The organism is Streptomyces sp. NPDC049687 (assembly GCF_044465285.1).
Taxonomy (GTDB): domain Bacteria; phylum Actinomycetota; class Actinomycetes; order Streptomycetales; family Streptomycetaceae; genus Streptomyces.
Map to the genome: position 1 here is coordinate 248,812 of NZ_JBITLN010000004.1, position 17,133 is coordinate 265,944.

General features: G+C 71.4%; 17 protein-coding genes. 6 read left to right on the forward strand and 11 right to left on the reverse strand.

Going from position 1 to position 17,133, the window contains the following annotated elements; translation table 11 throughout:
* Positions 1-7: 7 nt before the first annotated feature.
* The 4 genes from ACIBVL_RS15480 to ACIBVL_RS15495 all read right to left on the reverse strand — a co-directional run bounded on the left by ACIBVL_RS15480 (position 8) and on the right by ACIBVL_RS15495 (position 4,452).
* Positions 8-934: an LLM class flavin-dependent oxidoreductase gene (locus tag ACIBVL_RS15480; protein ID WP_399097651.1), complete on the reverse strand. Its 927-nt coding sequence runs from the start codon at positions 932-934 to the stop codon at positions 8-10.
* 89 nt (positions 935-1,023) lie between these two features.
* Complete coding sequence (locus ACIBVL_RS15485; RefSeq protein ID WP_399097652.1) at positions 1,024-2,253, reverse strand: class I SAM-dependent methyltransferase; 1,230 nt, start codon at positions 2,251-2,253, stop codon at positions 1,024-1,026.
* A gap of 157 nt (positions 2,254-2,410) precedes the next feature.
* The gene (gene rfbB, locus ACIBVL_RS15490) at positions 2,411-3,394 is read right to left on the reverse strand and encodes a dTDP-glucose 4,6-dehydratase (RefSeq protein WP_399097653.1); all 984 of its coding nucleotides are present in this window, start codon (positions 3,392-3,394) and stop codon (positions 2,411-2,413) included.
* Positions 3,391-4,452: a glucose-1-phosphate thymidylyltransferase gene (locus ACIBVL_RS15495; RefSeq protein WP_399097654.1), complete on the reverse strand. Its 1,062-nt coding sequence runs from the start codon at positions 4,450-4,452 to the stop codon at positions 3,391-3,393. The genes rfbB and ACIBVL_RS15495 overlap by 4 nt, the downstream gene beginning before the upstream one ends.
* Before the next feature lie 203 nt (positions 4,453-4,655).
* Here ACIBVL_RS15495 and ACIBVL_RS15500 point away from each other — a divergent pair, with 203 nt between their 5' ends.
* On the forward strand, positions 4,656-5,750 hold the full coding sequence (locus tag ACIBVL_RS15500; RefSeq protein ID WP_399097655.1) for an alkene reductase: 1,095 nt from the start codon (positions 4,656-4,658) through the stop codon (positions 5,748-5,750).
* Positions 5,751-5,775: 25 nt separating this feature from the next.
* Here the strand turns inward: ACIBVL_RS15500 and ACIBVL_RS15505 are convergent, their stop codons facing one another.
* Both ACIBVL_RS15505 and ACIBVL_RS15510 read right to left on the reverse strand, forming a co-directional pair.
* Entirely contained in the window at positions 5,776-6,543 is a 768-nt protein-coding gene (locus ACIBVL_RS15505; RefSeq protein WP_399097656.1) for a BTAD domain-containing putative transcriptional regulator, read from the reverse strand.
* Between the two features lie 28 nt (positions 6,544-6,571).
* On the reverse strand, positions 6,572-7,369 hold the full coding sequence (locus tag ACIBVL_RS15510; protein WP_399097657.1) for a TylF/MycF family methyltransferase: 798 nt from the start codon (positions 7,367-7,369) through the stop codon (positions 6,572-6,574).
* A gap of 183 nt (positions 7,370-7,552) precedes the next feature.
* On the opposite strand from ACIBVL_RS15510, the gene ACIBVL_RS15515 reads away from it, so the two are divergent.
* The 3 genes from ACIBVL_RS15515 to ACIBVL_RS15525 all read left to right on the forward strand — a co-directional run bounded on the left by ACIBVL_RS15515 (position 7,553) and on the right by ACIBVL_RS15525 (position 9,603).
* Positions 7,553-8,167, forward strand: coding sequence for a dTDP-4-dehydrorhamnose 3,5-epimerase family protein (locus ACIBVL_RS15515; protein ID WP_399097658.1), 615 nt, complete (start codon positions 7,553-7,555; stop codon positions 8,165-8,167).
* 185 nt (positions 8,168-8,352) lie between these two features.
* Positions 8,353-9,264, forward strand: a complete 912-nt coding sequence (locus tag ACIBVL_RS15520) for a response regulator transcription factor (RefSeq protein WP_399097659.1) — start codon at positions 8,353-8,355, stop codon at positions 9,262-9,264.
* A gap of 96 nt (positions 9,265-9,360) precedes the next feature.
* The gene (locus ACIBVL_RS15525) at positions 9,361-9,603 is read left to right on the forward strand and encodes a DUF6059 family protein (protein WP_399097660.1); all 243 of its coding nucleotides are present in this window, start codon (positions 9,361-9,363) and stop codon (positions 9,601-9,603) included.
* Here the strand turns inward: ACIBVL_RS15525 and ACIBVL_RS15530 are convergent.
* From ACIBVL_RS15530 to ACIBVL_RS15550, 5 genes are all read right to left on the reverse strand, one after another.
* Positions 9,600-10,211 (reverse strand): DNA-binding response regulator, encoded by a 612-nt coding sequence (locus ACIBVL_RS15530; RefSeq protein WP_399097661.1) that lies wholly within the window; start codon positions 10,209-10,211, stop codon positions 9,600-9,602. The two genes, ACIBVL_RS15525 and ACIBVL_RS15530, sit on opposite strands and share 4 nt — an antisense overlap.
* Positions 10,212-10,334: 123 nt before the next feature.
* Positions 10,335-11,561 carry a sensor histidine kinase gene (locus ACIBVL_RS15535; protein WP_399097662.1) on the reverse strand — a complete coding sequence of 409 codons (1,227 nt, stop codon included), beginning with the start codon at positions 11,559-11,561 and terminating at the stop codon, positions 10,335-10,337.
* Between the two features lie 228 nt (positions 11,562-11,789).
* Complete coding sequence (locus ACIBVL_RS15540; protein ID WP_399097663.1) at positions 11,790-12,644, reverse strand: hypothetical protein; 855 nt, start codon at positions 12,642-12,644, stop codon at positions 11,790-11,792.
* Positions 12,645-12,688: 44 nt separating this feature from the next.
* Positions 12,689-14,953, reverse strand: a complete 2,265-nt coding sequence (locus tag ACIBVL_RS15545; protein ID WP_399097664.1) for a TOMM precursor leader peptide-binding protein — start codon at positions 14,951-14,953, stop codon at positions 12,689-12,691.
* Complete coding sequence (locus ACIBVL_RS15550) at positions 14,950-15,126, reverse strand: hypothetical protein (RefSeq protein WP_399097665.1); 177 nt, start codon at positions 15,124-15,126, stop codon at positions 14,950-14,952. Before ACIBVL_RS15550 ends, ACIBVL_RS15545 begins: the two co-directional genes overlap by 4 nt.
* Before the next feature lie 232 nt (positions 15,127-15,358).
* On the opposite strand from ACIBVL_RS15550, the gene ACIBVL_RS15555 reads away from it, so the two are divergent.
* The gene (locus ACIBVL_RS15555) at positions 15,359-16,189 is read left to right on the forward strand and encodes a BTAD domain-containing putative transcriptional regulator (RefSeq protein ID WP_399097666.1); all 831 of its coding nucleotides are present in this window, start codon (positions 15,359-15,361) and stop codon (positions 16,187-16,189) included.
* A 246-nt stretch (positions 16,190-16,435) separates the two neighbouring features.
* A complete protein-coding gene (locus ACIBVL_RS15560; RefSeq protein WP_399097667.1) occupies positions 16,436-16,834 on the forward strand; it encodes a DUF6416 domain-containing protein in 399 nt (132 codons plus the stop codon).
* Positions 16,835-17,133 lie beyond the last annotated feature (299 nt).

Consider the following 17,133-nt stretch of genomic DNA (forward strand, 5'->3'; position numbering starts at 1 on the left):
AGTGGCGCTATGCGTCCGGGAGTTCCGCCCGCACCGGCTTGATGATCTCGTCCGTCAGCCACTGGGCCACGCCCTGCGGGTAGCCGCGTGGCAGGCTCAGGACGATGTGGTCGAGACCGGCGTGGACGAGTTCGAGCACCTGCCGGCGGGAGGCCTCGACGTCGTCGTAGGAGATGACGACCTGGACGGACCTGCTGATCTGGGACGGGTCCCGCCCGATGGCCGCGCAGTGTTGGTCCAGGACGCGGGAGCGATCGGTGATGTAGTCGATCTGGTTGTGCGGAGGGCCGGGGATGTTCCAGATGTCGGCGTGCTCCGCCACCAGCCGCAGCGTCTTGTTGCCCCAGCCGCCGATGAGCAGCGGCGGACCCGAGGGCTGGACGGGCTTGGGCTCGTTGCGGTTGCCCTTCAGTGTGTAGTAGCGGCCCTCGAAGTCGAACTCCTTCTCGGTCCACATCCGCTTGAGGATCGTGACGGTCTCCTCCAGCCGCTCGATGCCCTCGCGCGGCGGCACCAGGGTGAGCCCGTACGCCTCGTACTCGGCGATGGCCGGGTTGTCACCGGCGATGCCGCCGGCACCCGCGGGCTGGTGCGTGCCACCGACGCCGAGGCCCATCACCAGGCGGCCCCGGGACACCACGTCGACAGTGGTGGCGATCTTGCCGAGCACCGCCGGCTGACGGATGCGGTTGCTGGTGACCAGAAGTCCGAGCCGCAGGCGCCGCGTCTGCGCGGCCAGCGCGGCCAGGAGCGTCCAGCCCTCGTAGATCTTCCCGTCCTTCGGGCCGGCCAGGGGAAGCATGTGGTCCCACAGCCAGGCGTGCTCGATCTCGGAAATCTCGTCCGCCTCGAGCCACACCCGCAGAATGTCGTCGTAGTCGACATGCATGGGGGTGGTCTTGAGGCCGAAGCTCACTCGTTTGGGCTCACTCATCTGCACGTGCGTCTTTCATGTCAGGGAAGGGGGGCGTCAACATCGGTGCGGTGTACCACGGTTGCCACGCTTCCTGGTGGTTCGACCGATCACTTCCGGCCGGGGTGAATCCATTGGTCCGCGCGCTGCTGGACCCAGGCGGGAATGCCGCGCTCGTGGGCGATCCCCTTTCTGAGGACTGCCAGATTGTGGTAGATCGAGATGTCGGACGGGTGGTTTCCGGCGGGCAGTTCGTCGTCCTCGGCCAGCTCGCAGCGGTGCAGGTCGTCGATCAGATCCTTGAGCAGACCGGTCGTGGTGGCCGACGAGCCCGGCGGCAGCTCGCCACCGAACTCCGGCCAGTACGCCGTGTGCAGGTCCTCGATGACGTAGAAGCCGCCGGGCCGCACATAGGGGAACAAGGTCTCGTAGCTGGTTCGCACGTGTTCGTTCACGTGGCTGCCGTCGTCCACCACGATATCGAACGGACCCTCCTGCTCGGCGAGTTCGCGCAGGAACGCCGGGTCGTTCTGGTCGCCGACCACGGTCCGGACACGGGGACCCGTCACACCGGGCTTGGCGAAGATGTCGAGACCGTAGACCAGTCCCCGCGGGAAGTACCGCTGCCACATGTAGAGCGACTCGCCGCCCAGCGTCTCCGAGTCGTATCCGCCGATGCCGATCTCCAGGATGCGGACCGCCTCGTGGCGCAGCGGGCCGAAGTGGTTCGCGTAGTGAGGGGTGTAGAAGTGCAGGGCGCCCCACTTGTCCGAGCCGTAGCGCGCCGCCAGTTCGTCGAGGCTCACCGGCGCGCTGGACGTGGCCGCGATCACCGCCTGCACCGCCCGGAACAGGATGGTCATCCGCGACATGCCGAGCGCCGCCCGCTGCTCCTGGGAGAGGGCGGCACGGTCGACGACCTTGTCCGGCCACAGGGGGCTGAACTGGTTGTTCTGCCCCGTCCAGGGCCAGGTGACCACGTGCACGTCGCGGCTGTGCGACAGGATGCCCTCGCGCGGCGCGTACAACAGCTGGACGAGATCGGAGAGTTCGTAGCGGATGTCGGCCAGGATGCCGTCGGAGCTGCCGGGCTCCACGGACATCCGGCCCTCCTTGAAGGAGACCAGGTAGCGGAACAGCTCGCCGCGGAACTCCATGGTGAGATTGAGATGTACGTCGGTGACGTCGTCGGGGGCCGCGGCCCTGATCCGGATCTCGGCGGCCAGCAGGTCCGCCACGCGGTCCGGGCCCGCCTCGACGATCGCCTGCCGCAGTCGGTCGTACCGGTCGCCGGCCGCCACGACCAGCTGGTCCACCGTGCCCCATGGCGTGATGTCCACCACCGTGAATCCCTCGCTTCCCTGCCGGGTAGATCGGATGTGACGTGCTGTGGATGGGGATGCCGCGCGTCGTGCGCGCACAGGGTCCGGCGAACCGGTCACCGGACACAGCCTGCCAACCCCACCTCGAACGGCGCTTGAGCCGGGCTGGGCCGGCTCAGTCGAGCGCGGCCCGGACGGGCGCGGCGTGCGGCCACCGCTCGGTGTGCCGCCGGTACCAGTCGACGGTGTCGGCCAGACCGCGCTCGAACGACACCCGCGGGGCGTACCCCAGCTCCCGCCGGATCTTGCTGTCGTCCAGCGCGTACCGCAGGTCATGGCCCTTGCGGTCGGCCACCCGCCGGATCAGCGAGACATCGGCGCCGCACAGCTCGGCCAGGCGCTCGGCCAGCTCCAGGTTGGTGTGGGCGTCGCCGCTGCCGATGTTGTAGATCTCGCCCGCGCGCCCGCGCTCCAGGACGAGCTGGATCGCCCTGCAGTGATCGTCGACGTGCAGCCACTCCCGTACGTTCGAGCCGTCCCCGTACAGCGGCACGGGCAGGCCCGCGAGCAGCCGGGTGGTGAACAACGGGATCAGCTTCTCCACGTGCTGGTAGGGGCCGAAGTTGTTCGAACAGCGGGTGATGCGCACATCGAGCCCGTGCGTCCGCCAGTACGAACGGGCCGCCAGGTCCGAACCCGCCTTGGACGCCGCGTAGGGCGAGTTGGGCGCCAGCGGCCACTCCTCCGTCCAGGCCCCCCGCTCGATGGAGCCGTACACCTCGTCGGTGGAGACGTGCACCACCCGGCTCACCCCGGACACCAGGGCCGCCTCCAGCACGGTCTGGGTGCCCACGACGTTGCTGCGGAAGAAGGCGGCCGCGTCCCCCAGCGACCGGTCCACGTGCGACTCCGCGGCGAAGTGCACCACCGCGTCGTGCCCCAGCAGCAGCGAGAGCAGCAGGGGCAGATCGCACACGTCACCCCGGACGAAACGCAGCCGGGGGTGCCCGGTGGGCAGGTTGGCCCGGTCGCCCGCGTAGGTCAGCGCGTCCAGGACCGTGACCTGAGCCGACGCGTGTCCCGGGTAGCCGCCCTCCAGCAGGGTCCGGACGTAGTGGGAGCCGATGAAACCGGCGCCGCCGGTCACCAGGATCTTCACGCCGCCACCACCACGGTGGAGTGGTCGCCCACGATCAGCCGCTGCTGGGAGCCGGCGGCACAGGTCACGGTGGCGTCCCTGCCGATGAGCGACCCGTGCACGCCGGTGACACCGGTGACCCGGGCCCCGTCCAGGGCGATCGAGTAGTCGAGGCCGGCGTCCTGGATGACGCAGTCCCGGCCGATGGAGGTGTGCGGCCCGATCCGGCTGTCCAAGACGGTGCTGCGCGCCCCGATGATCGCGGGGCCCTCGATGTGCGAGCGGTACACCCGGGCACCGGCCTCCACCACCACCTGCCCCAGCAGCCGGCTGTCGCCGTCGACCTCGCCCGCGATCCGGCGGTCCAGGCCGTCGAGCACCTCCCGGTTGCAGTCCAGCACGTCCTCCAGGCGCCCGGTGTCGCTCCAGTGCCCCGCGTACTCGGTGGCGAACACCGCGTCCCCGCGGTCGATCAGCCACTGGATGGCGTGGGTGATCTCCAGCTCCCCGCGTGCGCTCGGGGTGATCGCGGCGACCGCGTCATGGATGGCGGGGGTGAAGAAGTACACCCCGACCACGGCCAGGTCGGAGCGGGGCGCCGCGGGCTTCTCCACCAGACGCACCACGGTGCCGTCCGGTTCGACCTCGGCGACGCCGAACTGCCTTGGATCGGCGACCTTGTGCACGACGAGCTGGGTGGCCGGCCGGCGTGACCGGAAGTCCTCGGCGATCGCGGTCACCCCGTGGCTGAGCATGTTGTCGCCGAGGAACATCACGAAGTCGTCGTCCCGCAGGAAGTCCTGTGCGACGGAGACGCAGTGGGCGAGGCCCAGCGGCCGCTCCTGGGGTATGTAGGTGATCCGCGCCCCGAACCGGGAGGAGTCGCCCAGCGCGTCCGCGATCTCCCGGCCGCGGTTGCCGACCACGATGCCGATCTCCGTGACCCCCAGTTCGACCACGCGGGTCAGCACGTGTTCGAGAACCGGGCGGTTGGCGACGGGCATCAGCTGTTTGGGCATGGAGTGGCTGAACGGCCGCAGGCGGGTGCCCGAACCGCCCGACAGAAGCAGGGCCTTCATGCGTTTCTCCTCGACTCCGGTCCGCATGCGTGGACGCGCGTTGGATGTGGACGCGCAGAGGATGTGGCCCACCGGTCGTGAATCCCTCGAGGACGGTCACCGGGACGGCTGAGGGCGGTCGCTCGGGCGGCCCTTGACCGCGGTGCGAGCCGTGCCGCCGACGCTGAGGCCGGTCCGACAGCGACTACGACCGGGAGCCAGGCATGGCAGATCTGTTCGACGAAGTGAAACTCGGTGCCCTCACCCTGCCGAACCGCGTGGTGATGGCCCCCCTGACCCGCAACCGGGCGGACCGTCGCGGAGTGCCTTCACCCCTGGCGGCGACCTACTACGCGCAGCGCGCCTCGGCCGGGCTGATCATCAGCGAGGGCATCCAGCCGAGCGCGGCCGGGCAAGGTTTCTTCGGCACTCCCGGACTGCACACCGAGGAGCAGATCGCCGCCTGGCGCCACGTCACCGACGAAGTGCACGCGGCGGGCGGCCGGATCTACGCCCAGCTGATGCACGCGGGCCGCATCAGCCATCCCGACCTGCTGCGGGGCCGGACCGGTGCGCCCCAGGACGGCATACCGCTGGCGCCGTCCCCGGTGCGGCCCACCGGTGCGGCCAAGACCTACGACGGGCCCAAGGAGTTCGTCACACCGCACGCGATGAATGCCGCGGACCTGGCCGAAACCGTAGGGGACTTCGCCACGGCGGCACGCAACGCGCTGACGGCCGGCTTCGACGGAGTCGAACTGCACGGCGGCAGCGGCATGCTGCTGCACCAGTTCCTGGCCGCCAACAGCAATGTGCGCACCGACGCCCACGGCGGCTCGGTGCCCGGCCGGATCCGCTTCGTCGTCGAGGTGGCCGAGGCCGTGGCCGACGCCGTCGGCGCCGACCGGGTGGGTCTGCGCATCTCCCCGCACAACACCTTCAACGACATCGACGAGCGCGATGCCGAGGAGCTCTACCCCGCCCTCGTCGACGCCGTCGCGGCCGTGGGCATCGCGTTCCTGCACGTGTACGAGACGCTCGACAGGGTCGGCACCCAGCGGCTGCGCGACCGATGGCCCACCACGTTCGTCCTCAATCCGCACGCCTCGGACCGCAGAACCCCGGTGGCGACGGAGAGCGCACGCGCGGTCCTGCGCCAGGACGCCGGCGATCTGGTGTCGTTCGGCCGGCTGTTCATCTCCAACCCCGACCTGCCGCGCCGCCTGCGCGACGGGCTCCCGCTGACGGACCCCGACCCCGCCACCTTCTACGGCGGCGACGCCCACGGCTACGTCGACTACCCCGCGTATCCGGTGTAGTCGAGCGCGGCACCGTCCCCGCGGTTCACGGGGCCAGGGCGTCCTCCTTGAGGATGTCCTGGTGGATCCGCTGCAGGTCTCCCGACGGTTCGATCCCCAGCTGGTCGTTCAGGAGCCGCCGTGCGTCGTGGAAGGCGGCCAGTGCCTCGGCGCGTCGCCCCGAACGCTGCAGGGCGATCATGAGCTGTGCGTGCAGCCACTCGTGGAACGGGTTCGCCATCACCAGCGACTTCAGCTCGGGCACCAACTCGCGGTGACGGCCCAGCCGCATGTCCACCGAGAGGCTCAGCTCCTGGGCCAGGTTGCGCTTCTCCTCCAGGCGCGCGGCATAACGCCGCAGCACCGGCCCCTGACAGACGTCGGCCAGCACGGGGCCCGTCCACATCGACCTGGCCTGGGCCAGCAGGGGGGCGGCCTCGTCGACACGCCCCTCGTCCAGCAGTGACCGCGCTCGGTCCACGCACTGCTCGAACTCCCAGGAGTCGAGCTGTCCGGGCCCGACGGAGAACCCGTAGCCGGGCGGCACCGTGCGGACGGTCCACTCGTCGTGCGCCGCGCCGTCGGCCCCGTCCAGCAGTCGGCGGATCTGGTAGATGTACGTCTGCGTCGTCGTGACCGCGCTGCGCGGGGGCCGGTCCCCCCACAGCTCCTCGACGATCGAGTCCAGGCTGACCACCTGGTTGGCGCGGAGCAGCAGCAGCGCCATGAGCTGGCGCACCTTGGCCGCACTGGGCGTGTGTGGCTCCTCGCCGGCAGTGACGGAGAACGGGCCGAGCACTCGGTACCGGATCATGGCGCGACGTCCTTCCGAAGTGCGGTTCTCACGCGTCCGCGGGCTGCGCCGACCGCCGCCAGTACGCCCCGAACCGGTCGATGGGTCGGATCTCGTCCGTGATGCCGTGCGCGGCGCGGTAGTCATGGATCGCGGATGCGCAGGTCGGCAGCCCGAAGTCGTCGACGATGACGAAGCCGCCGGGGGAGAGCTTCGGATACAGATGCGTCAGGGCGTCCATGGTGGAGTCGTACAGATCGCCGTCCAGCCGCAGCACCGCCAGCTTCTCGATCGGAGCGGCCGGGAGGGTGTCCTCGAACCAGCCGGGCAGGAAGCGCACCTGGTCGTCCAGCAGGTCGTAGCTGCGGAAGTTCTCCCGCACCTCCTTCAGGGAGACGCCCAGCACCTCGTTGTACTTGTGCAGCTGCATCTGGAAGTCCCGCCCGCCACTGCTCTCGTCGGCGACGGGCATGCCCTCGAAGGAGTCGGCCGCCCACACGAGCCGGTCCGTGACGCCGTACGCCTTGAGGACGGCACGCAGCAGGATGCACGCGCCACCGCGCCAGACACCCGTCTCGACGAAGTCGCCGGGCACACCGTCGGCCAGGACCCGCTCCGCGCACTCCTGCAGATTGTCCAGGCGCTTGACGCCGATCATGGTGTGGGCGTTGACGGGCCAGTCCTCGCCGCCCTCCCGCCGGTCGGCCAGGAAGACCCCCGCGGGCGGGGCGGCCTCGCCGGGCAGGGTCGGGGTGGCCATGTCGGGCGGGTCGTTGTAGAGGACACCCGACAGGGCCTTCTTCATCAGGTCCAGGTACAGGGCCCGAACAGCTTCCACGGTGCTCATGAGGGTCCTTCCATCGCCGGTGCCGAAGTGGGCGACACGCTAGGAAGTCCCGCTCGAGGAGTTCTACAAGAGCACTCAGGTGCCGGTCGAGACGGTGTCGACCCGTGTCGGGGACGCTGTCGGCACAGCGGCCGAACCCGGACGCTGCGTCGCCGGGCACTGTGGAGGGCGGAGGTCTTTTCCGTGCGGGAGCTGGGGATCGAAGGCGCGTGGTTGTACACGCCGCGCATCCATCACGACGAACGCGGCAGCGTGCTGGAGTGGTTCAGCGGCCGCGAGTTCGCACAGGACGTGGGGCACCCGCTGCCGGTGGCCCAGGCCAACTGCCCGGTGACGCGCCGTGGAGCCGTGCGCGGGATCCACTACGCGGACGTTCCGCCGGGACAGGCGAAATACCTCACCTGTGTGAGCGGGGCGCTCCTCGACGTGATCGTGGACGTACGGGTCGGCTCACCGACCTACGGCCGCTGGGAGGCGGTCCGGCTGGACGACCGCGACCGGCAGGCCGTGTACCTCGCCGAGGGCCTCGGCCACGCCGTGATGGCACTCACCGAGCAGGCCACGGCCGTGTACCTGTGCTCCACGCCGTACACGCCCGAACGGGAACACGGCATCCATCCCCTCGACCCCGATCTCGGCATCCGGTGGCCGGCGGGCCTGACGCCCGTCCTGTCCGCGCGGGACGCCGCCGCCCCGACGCTGGCCGAGGCCGAGCGGCTCGGCCTGCTGCCCTCCTACGCGGCCTGCCGGACGTACGCCGAGCGCCTTCGCGCCGACGCGCACCCGGCTCTGCCATGAGGCGCCGCGTCGAGCCGGCGTCCAGGCCGGCTCCAGCCCCGCTCGAACACCGCTCGAGCGGCCGGCCGTGCCGCCGGGAGGCCTGTGGTTGGGCGGGTCGAACCGTGTCAGGATGCGGCGCGTAGGCGGGCGCGGGGAACGGCCGCATCGCATCGCCTCACTCATCGCGTCTTCCGGGGGAGTTCATGCACAGCGGCATCCACGGTCCGGCAGCGCGCGCCTACCGCCCGCCGGGTCTTCGCCCCACAGGTGAGAACTTCGAGTTCTGGCAGTTGTGGGACGCCCCCGGGCCCGAGCGGGTGCACGCGGCGTTCCGCGGGCAACTCGACCAGATGCTGAACAGGTCCGAGCAGGCGGCCCGCCGCCTCACCGCCGCCGGCGACCTCGAGGCGGGGCTGCGCGCCCGGGTCAACGCGGGCCTGGCCCGGCTCCACCTGGGCGACGGCCCCGGCGCGTCGGCCATGCTCACCGCGGCGCTCGCCGCCGCGCGGGAACGGACCGCCGGCTGGGAGGAGGGGTACGCCTGCTACGCCCTGGGAGCCGTGTACCGGGCCGCGCGGGAACCCGGCCTCGCCTCGGCCCGACTGGCCGCCGCGGAGCGGCTGTTCCGGGACTGCGGGGATGTCCGTGCGGGCGGCCACGCCCGGCTCGCTCTCGCCGTGGTGACGGCCGAGGCCGGGGACGCCAGTGCCAGGGAACACCTGCTGGCCGCGGTGGAGGCCTTCCGCATCGCGGGCGCCCGCGGCAGCGCGCTCACCGCGCTGTGGATGCTTTCCGCCCTGGAGACCGGCGGATCCGCCGCGGGGTCGCGCGCCGGCGGTGGACGTGTGCCGGGGTTCGCGCCGGACGGGCGCCGCCCGCCCGCCGGGTGGCGCGAGCAGGAGCCAGGCCGCCCGGAGGCGGGCCTGCAGGGTCTGACCCGGCGGGAACGGGAGGTTGCCCTGCTGGTCGCCTCCGGGCTGACCAACCGGCAGATCGCCGAGCGCATGAGCATCGCCGAACGCACGGTGGACACACATGTCCAGCGCATCCTGGCCAAGTCGCACTGTGCCACGCGCGTGCAGGTCGCCGTCCTGGTGGCGGCCGGCTACGCGTAGCGGGATCCCGAGCGCTGCTCCAAGGAACCTCTAGCCGCGCGGCGGACTCTCGCCGTGGGCCGCGCGTCGGCGCGGCACCGGCCTGGAGGTGACCCGGTGGCTCACGACGAATCCTGGCACGACCGACTGTGGCGCTTTCTGCAGTCACCCTTCGGCCGCGGCCTGGCCGCCGTCGGCATGCTGTTCGGGCCGATGGACGCCGGCGTGCTGGGCGACCCCTGGGCCCGTGCCCCGGAAGGAGAGGGGACGGTGTTCCTGTACCACCCCGAACGCGTCCGGGCGGGCATCCCGCTCAGCCCGCTGGAGAGCGAACTGGCCCGGGAGCTGGACTCGGACTAGGGAATCCACCCTGCCTCCGTGGCCAGCCGTATCGCGTCCACGCGATTGCGCGCCCCCAGCTTCATCACGATGGCCGTCAGGTAGTTGCGTACCGTGCCGGTCGACAGGTTCAGCATGCGGGCGATCTCGGACGGGGCGGCGCCCGACGCCGCGTGCCGCAGCACCTCCACCTCACGCGGGGTGAGTGGTGCATCGGTGGCATGCCAGGCCGCGAGGGCCAGTTCGGAGTCTATGACGCGCTGGCCCGCCGCCACGCGTCTGACCGCCGAGGCGAGGGTGGCGGGCGGCGCGTCCTTCAGGAGGTAGCCGCCGACATTGGTGGTCAGGGCGCGCCGCAGGGTGCCGGGGCGGTCCAGACTGGTCAGGATCAGGGTGCGACAGGACGGCAGCCGCTCGTGCAGCTGCGCCGCGGCCGTGAGTCCGTCGAGGCCCGGCAGATCGATGTCGATGACGGCCACGTCCGGTCGTACGCGCAGGGCCTCCGGAACGATCTCGGAACCGCTCGACACGTCCGCGACCACGGTCATGTCGTGCTCCAGTTCGATCAGGGCGACCAGGGCGCCGCGGACCATCTGCACATCCTCGGCGAGCAAGATACGGAGTTCCATGGCACCGTTCCCTCTCAACGGCTTCCCGCGTTCTCGGAAAGATGGATCCTCAGGCTGGATGCGGTGGATGCGGTGGATGCGGTGGATGCGGTGGAGCGGACGACGGGGGAGGCGGTCGGCCCCTCAGGCCACGGTGGTGTCCTGGGATGCCGCGGTCCACTGGCGAACGGCGCGCTGGTCGGCCTGCGACGGGACCTCGACGACCAGTTCGAACTCCTCGGTGTCGGTGACGCCCGCCGTCAGGGTGCCGTGCATCGCGGAGAGCCGGTCGGTCAGGCTGGCCAGGCCGGTGCCGCCGACGGTGCGAGGTGCCGAATGCCGCGCGGCCACACCGTTGTTGCGGACCGAGAGCCGGATACGGCCCTTCACGTTGCCGATGACCGCGGTGGCGATTCGGCACCGGGTCGCCTTGCTGTGCCGCAGCACGTTGGTCGCCGCCTCCCGCAGCACGATGGCCAGTACGGTGTCGGCCTGCGGGGACAGGGCGCCGTGGCGGAAGTCGATCTGCGTGGTGATCCGTGCCGAGGTGAGCGCCGCCTGGATGTGGTGGGCCTCCGTGGCCAGGGACAGGCGGCGGTAGCCGTGGGCCACGCCCCTGACGTCGGCGAGTGCCTGCCGGGAGATGTCGAGGATCTCCGAGATCTCGCCGCGGGCGCGTTCCGGCTGTGCGCCGACGAGCCGGTGGGCGAGTTCGCTCTTGAGCGTGATGGCCGAGAGGTTGAAGCCCAGCAGGTCGTGCAAGTCACTGGCGAAGCGCAGCCGCTCCCGCACGACGGCCAGCCGCGCCAGGTCCTCGCGGGCCGCGATCAGTTCGGCCACCAGCGTGGAGAGCCGCGAAAGGCCGTAGACGATCAGGCCGATCACCGTGGTCGACAAGCTCAGGTAGACGACGTCCAGTGTGTCCAGACTCAGCACGATCCCCGGTACGAGGATGCTCAGCACCACGGCTGCGAACAGGAGCCACGCCAGGGCGCCGGGAACCAGCAGCAGGACGGATCCGGCCAGGAAGCCGGCCATGCCGCCCCACTCCTGCTTGATCACCAGCAGGGGGAGATAGGTGACGAGTGCCTGCAGGCCGAGCGAGATCGTGCGGCGTGTGAGGCTCCACCGCGTCGCCGCGGGGGACGAGTGCTGCATCTGCAGCGCGACCGCCGCCACCAGGGCGACCGCACACCACGGCACCGCGTGCGGGGACGGGTGTTCGGCGAGTACGTCGAGGAAGATGACGACGGCGAAGCAGGCCAGGACGACGAGCAGGATGCTGCGGGCCAGTCGTGGAGCGGGAATGTCGTGATGACTGGAAAAGCGAGGACTCCCGCTGCCAGCGGACTCAGAAAGGGCTAAATCCACTGGGTGATACGACACGTCCGATCTCCCTCCCCCGTTTGCCGTTACAAAGTACCACCCCGTGCGGCTGGAATCGTTGGTTGCGTTGGCCGACGAACTCCTGGCAGGCCACGGTGATTTGATGAGTCCCGGAGGGAAGGGGCCGAGGTGTGCGCGGTGAGTCGGAATGAGAATTCGGTAAGTTTCGCGGAAGCGGCGATCGGCTCGTGCCGATAAGCGAGGGTAAGCGCTTTAGTGAGCAAGCGGGTGATTCGTTCCGGTGGCGCCCCGGCCAAGGGAGGGATTCTCCACGCCGGCGGATCCCGGAGCCGCCGGTCGCCCCGGGCGGTTCGGCGGGGGGCGCCCGCCCGGCTCGCGACGCACCGGGGGATCGCCGTCCCCCGACCCGGCGTCGCGGCCCAGGACCTCGGCCGTCCCGGGTGGGGGATGGGCCGGTGCGGTGCCGTGCTGCTCGCCGACCCCGACCGCCGGTGCCCCGTCGGCGGAGCCGGTGGTGACCATGCCGCTCGCGGTGAGAAAGGCCAGGACCGCCGCCGCGGACGGCGGCGCTCCCGCGGCAGCCGTGATGTCCGCGACCCGCGTCGGAACCCTGAGCAGCTCGATGATCCGCAGCGCGTCGGCAAGATGCAGGACCACCCGGTGCAGGGCGCGCGGCGCCTGCAGGACGTGCGCCTGCCCCTGGCGCCGTAACGCCGCGGAGCGGGACAGCACCACGGTCCGGTGGGCGGGCAGCAGCGCCGGCCGGAACTGCGCCTGCGGCGACAGCGGAACCACGGAGAGCAGCGGGCGGCCCGTCTGCGTGGCCAGCGAGCGTACGAGCAGGCCCTCGATGGTGGTGAACAGCCGCTGGATCTCGAGCCGTTGGAGATCGGTGAGCCCCGCCAGCACGTTCGCGAGCCGGATCGGCCCCAGGCAGAGCCGGTACAGGGCCATGCCGATGACACCCGTAGGATCCGCCAGAAGCACGGCGACCCCGGGGCTGTGCAGTTCGACGGTGTGTCCCATGGGCGGCACCGAGAGGGAGATGTCTTCCCTCAGGGACCACAGTTCGGGCCAGCCGCTGCAGGGAGTCAGGCGCAGGGTCACGGTTGCCACTCAAGGGGTCGAGGGGGACGACGTCCCGTGGGCGGTCAGACGAACATCGGGATCGGGTTGAGGTTCTCGTACGCGGTGGGACGCTCCTGAAGGCCCAGCCGGACCGGCACCTCGAAGAGCCGGCCGGGCGCGAAGCGGGCCCAGAAGTGGCGCAGGCCCGGAGCCAGTACGCGTACCACGGGGAGGCCGACGTCGGGGCGGGTCTGGTCGAGGACCAGCAGATCGTGCCCCATGCCGCGCATCAGAGCCACCATCGCGTCGATGTCGTGGGCCAGATCCTGCCGGGGCGTGTAGCCGTAACCGGAAGGGGACCTGGGCGCCTGCCCGGGATCCGGCCACAGGTGGGGCTGGTTCGCCGTCGTCGCCCCGGACCACCAGGCCACGGCCGTCGGATCGTCGACGGCGTACCCCGTCCCGTCCTCGCGCGCGCCGAGCACCGCGGGAAGCAGCTGCCCCATCTCGCTGAGCGCCCGGACCAGCGCCACCCGGGGGTCGTAGTGCGCCCCGAACCCGAACACGATGTCCTCGCGCGGGCCGTCGGTGCGCCGGGACAGGGCCGCGACGCACGGGATGCCGAGGTCCGACGTGAGGTCGAGGGCCCAGACGTCCCGGCGCAGGACCGCCAGCCCCGTGCGCAGCCGGGCAATCCACGGGTCGTCGAAGGCGTCCAGGTCGACGGCGGGCCGGCGGAGCCGGTTGTACCACCACACGGCGACCGCGTCGCGTTCCACCAGCTCGAGGAAACCCTGAAGCAGGGCGTCCTCCAGCGAGCTGCCGGCGGCACAGCCGTTGGAGTCGGCCCTGAGTCCGTCGGTGCCGCCGGAGTAGTAGAGCAGCGAGGTCGGCAGGAGCTTGTGGCGGCCGTCGACCAGGGACCGCACGGGAGTCCAGACCGTCTCGGCATGCTCGTCGAAGGGCGCCGGCACCTGGTGGAAGGCGGAGTGCCGTGCGTTCCAGCGGGCACGGTCCCGGAACTGCCTGGCGTCGATGAGCTGACAGTCGTTCGGGTGGACCGCGCTCTCGCCCAGGCCGCTGAAGCTGTCGCGGACCATCGCCTCGTCGCCCTGCAGAGTTCCGCAGTAACGCTCCACCGCCTCGCCGAGCGCACTCATGCGCGCCTGGGCGTCGGTGACACCCTTCCCGCCGCTCAGCGCGCGCAGGTTGGAGGTGAGCGCCGCCAGGCTCGCGGCCGGCATGGCCAGGTTCTGCCCGGCGAGGTAGCAGTGCAGGAACTCCGGTGCCCGGGCGTCGCGCCGCAGCTCCGGGACGATCCCGGTCACCGGTCCGACGAGATGGCCGTACTCCGTCAGCGTCCGTTCCGCGGAAGCCGTCCGGTGCCCGGTGCCCCGGGTCGTGGTCTTCGGCCGGGACTCGATGCGCACCGGGCGCCGGATCCGCGCCGCCACCAGGCCGGGATCCCCGCAGTCGGGACACTGCGGCCGCCGCCGGACCGGGTGGTGCCGGGACTCGAGGGTGAGCGTGTCCAGGACGTGCACGGCCCGCTGCCCCGGATGGCGCAGCCCCGCCAGCCACTTGTGCGCCTCCAGCAGGGCGAGCTGCACCCCCACCCCACGGCTCGCCGGCACCGATGCCCGCGGCACCGCGACCGGGCCGCTGAGGCCCAGCGCGGCACGCAGCGGCAGCTCACCTCGCCGGTGTCCCTGGAGCCGGTGGCCGAGGCACGTGTGGCAGGGGCCGCCGTCGATCCCGAAGAACGGCCCGATCCACAGGTCCGGGCCGTCGAGGGAGGCGAGGAGCCAGGGCCGGCCGGCCGCGCGCTGCCGGGCCTGCACCTCCGTCAGCGCCGGGTCGAGGTAGTCGTCGCAGACGACCAGGCCGAGCACGGCCTCCGACTCCGCGGCGGCGACGGTCAGCCCGGCCGCCCGGCACTGGGCCCGGACGTCCTCGGCGTCGGCGCCGCCGCACACCGTCACGGCCACGGGACCACCGGCCGAAGCGGCGGTGCCGCGGACTCCCGCCAGGTCCCAGTAGGCGCGCTCCGCCGGGCCCGGCAGCGGCGCACCGGGCACGGTGGTACTCAGCAACCCGGCGCGGTCCAGCTGCTCCAGGCCGCGCCGGGTGTCCGCGGGGCCGAGCGCGGGACGCGCCGCCGTGACCACGTCCGCCACGGTCCGCGTGCCGTCCAGGAGCGGAGCCAGCGTCTCGGCTCCGGCGCCGCGCACCGCGAGGACGTCCCGGGAGGACGACAGATACACGGCCTGGCCGGGCAGCACGTCGACCCGCAGGTGGCTCTTGAAGCCGACGAGCGGGCCGACGGCGGTCGGCTCCCCGGTGTTCACGCCCCGACCGGGTGCTCGTCACGCAGGCAGATGGTGAACAGGGCGGTCGTCTCCGGGGACGGATGCCGCAGGCTCACGACGGTCAGCTCCTCGGAGCCGGCCGGCGCGGGTGCCGGGTCGGCAGTGGGCCGGACGGCGGCGGGCAGGGGCGATGCGGGGAACAGGGCGTCCACGTTTCCTCCGAAGGGCAGCCGGCGGTTCGGAAACCGCGTCGAGAGGGGGGTGACGCGAGGGATTGTTGCTCCCCATGGCGAGTACACGACAGTGCATTCGTCACTTGCACACCATGCGTTTTTCACAGGGTGCGGCATGAAGCGCGCACTGGGCGCGATGACGGCCGGGTGCCAGCCTCCTGGGCATGCGGGCTGTCGCACGGCGCGCCGATTGGAGAGGGAGTTCATGCAGATGGACATCGCACTACTCGGACCTCTACAAGCCCGGGCCGACGGAGGCACCTTCGTGCCCACCGCGGCCAAGCCGCGTCAGATCCTCGCCCTGCTCGCTCTCGGAGCCGGACGTATGGTGACCGTTTCCACTCTGATGACCGAACTCTGGAAGGACGCCCCGCCCCCGAGCGCCGCCACCACGGTGCAGACGTACGTGCTGCAGATCCGCAAGGGACTGGACGCGGCCCTGGGCGAGCCGGGCGCGGGCAAGAGCGTGCTGGCCACCCGCTACGGCGGATACTCGCTGGACGTGCCCGTGGACCACGTGGACGTGCACACCTTCGAACAGCTCGCGGAGGCGGGGCGGGCCGCCGCCGACCGCGGCGACACCGAGGCCGCCTCCCGGACCCTCGCGCGCGCCCTGGGCCTGTGGCGCGGAGCGCCGTTGGCGGACGTGCGGACGGGCCCCGTGCTGCGGCGGGAAGTGGTCCGGCTGAACGAGGTGCGGCTCTCCCTCCTGGACGCCCGGATCGAGACCGACCTGGAGCGGGGACTGCACGGCGACCTGCTCGGTGAACTGACGGCCCTCACCGCGGCCTACCCCCTCAACGAGAACCTCTGGGCCCACCTCATGACCGCACTGCACCGCACCGGCCACCGGTGGCGCGCCCTGGAGGCGTACCGGCGCCTGCGGGACACCCTGGTGGAGGAGCTGGGACTGGAACCCTCCTCCCGGCTGCGCAGACTGCACCAGGCGATCCTGTCCGGCGACGGCCCCGAGCACCCGAGGCCGGCACCGGGCGTCGGCGCGCGGCTCGCCGGTGCGAGGCGGACGCAATCTGTGCCGTAGAGCTCCCGCTCACGACCCACGGCATCAGACTTGCCGCGGGTGAAGAGCCGGAGAGCGGAGCAGGCGCTGAGAAGACGCTTTGTTCGACACGCACCGTCCTGGCGGCTCCGTACGGAGCGGATGTCACGCACACAGGCCGATGGCCTGCGGCCACGGAGGCGAGGCCGGTCGGGAACCCGGCAGTCCCGGGATGCGTCTGCAACTGGGCGGAATGAAGGCGTTCCAAGGCGATGTGGGGATGTGACGGTGTACCTGACCGAGGTCGATCCGCGATGGGCCGAGCACTCCGGCGAAGGGGGGCACTACGATGCCCCGGAATGGGGCCCGGAGGACTTGGAGCGCGCTGCGGTGTTCCTGGCCGAAATCGCGCCCCAGGCCCGGCGGGTCTTCGAGTACCTGCTGCGCAGCCCTGGCCGGGCGGTCCACTGCACGGAGCTGGTGGACGCGGTCCTGGGCGGCCCCAATGAGGGGGATTCGGCGCGGCGTGTGGCCGGTGTGCTGTCCGGGATGGCCAAGGGACAAAGCAACAGCGGGCGGCGGTATCCGTTCTACTGGTGGGCGGCCCCTGAGGGGAGCGCGGGCGCAACGTATGCGGTCCGCCCCTCGGTGGCAGCGGTGTTCCTGGCTGCTCGGGCCGGCACGTGACGCCACCGCCCGCGCCCTCGTGAGCTCGAAGGTGTCCCCCACCAGGTCCGTGTGAGCCTCGATGCCCAGCCGCTCTGCAACGTCCTTGTTCGCGGCACCTGCGAACACCTGCACGTGGAGCTCCGGCTGTGGCTCGGGCACTCCTCGGCCGCGATCACCCTCGGTTACTATGCTCACTTCATGCCGGAGACTGGAAGTCAGGGGTGACCGCCATCGACGGACTGCTTGGCGAGCGGGGTGATCGGCACCCCCGCAGAGTCTGCCGTGGATCGCGAGGTTGAAGAGACGGGTGGCCCGGG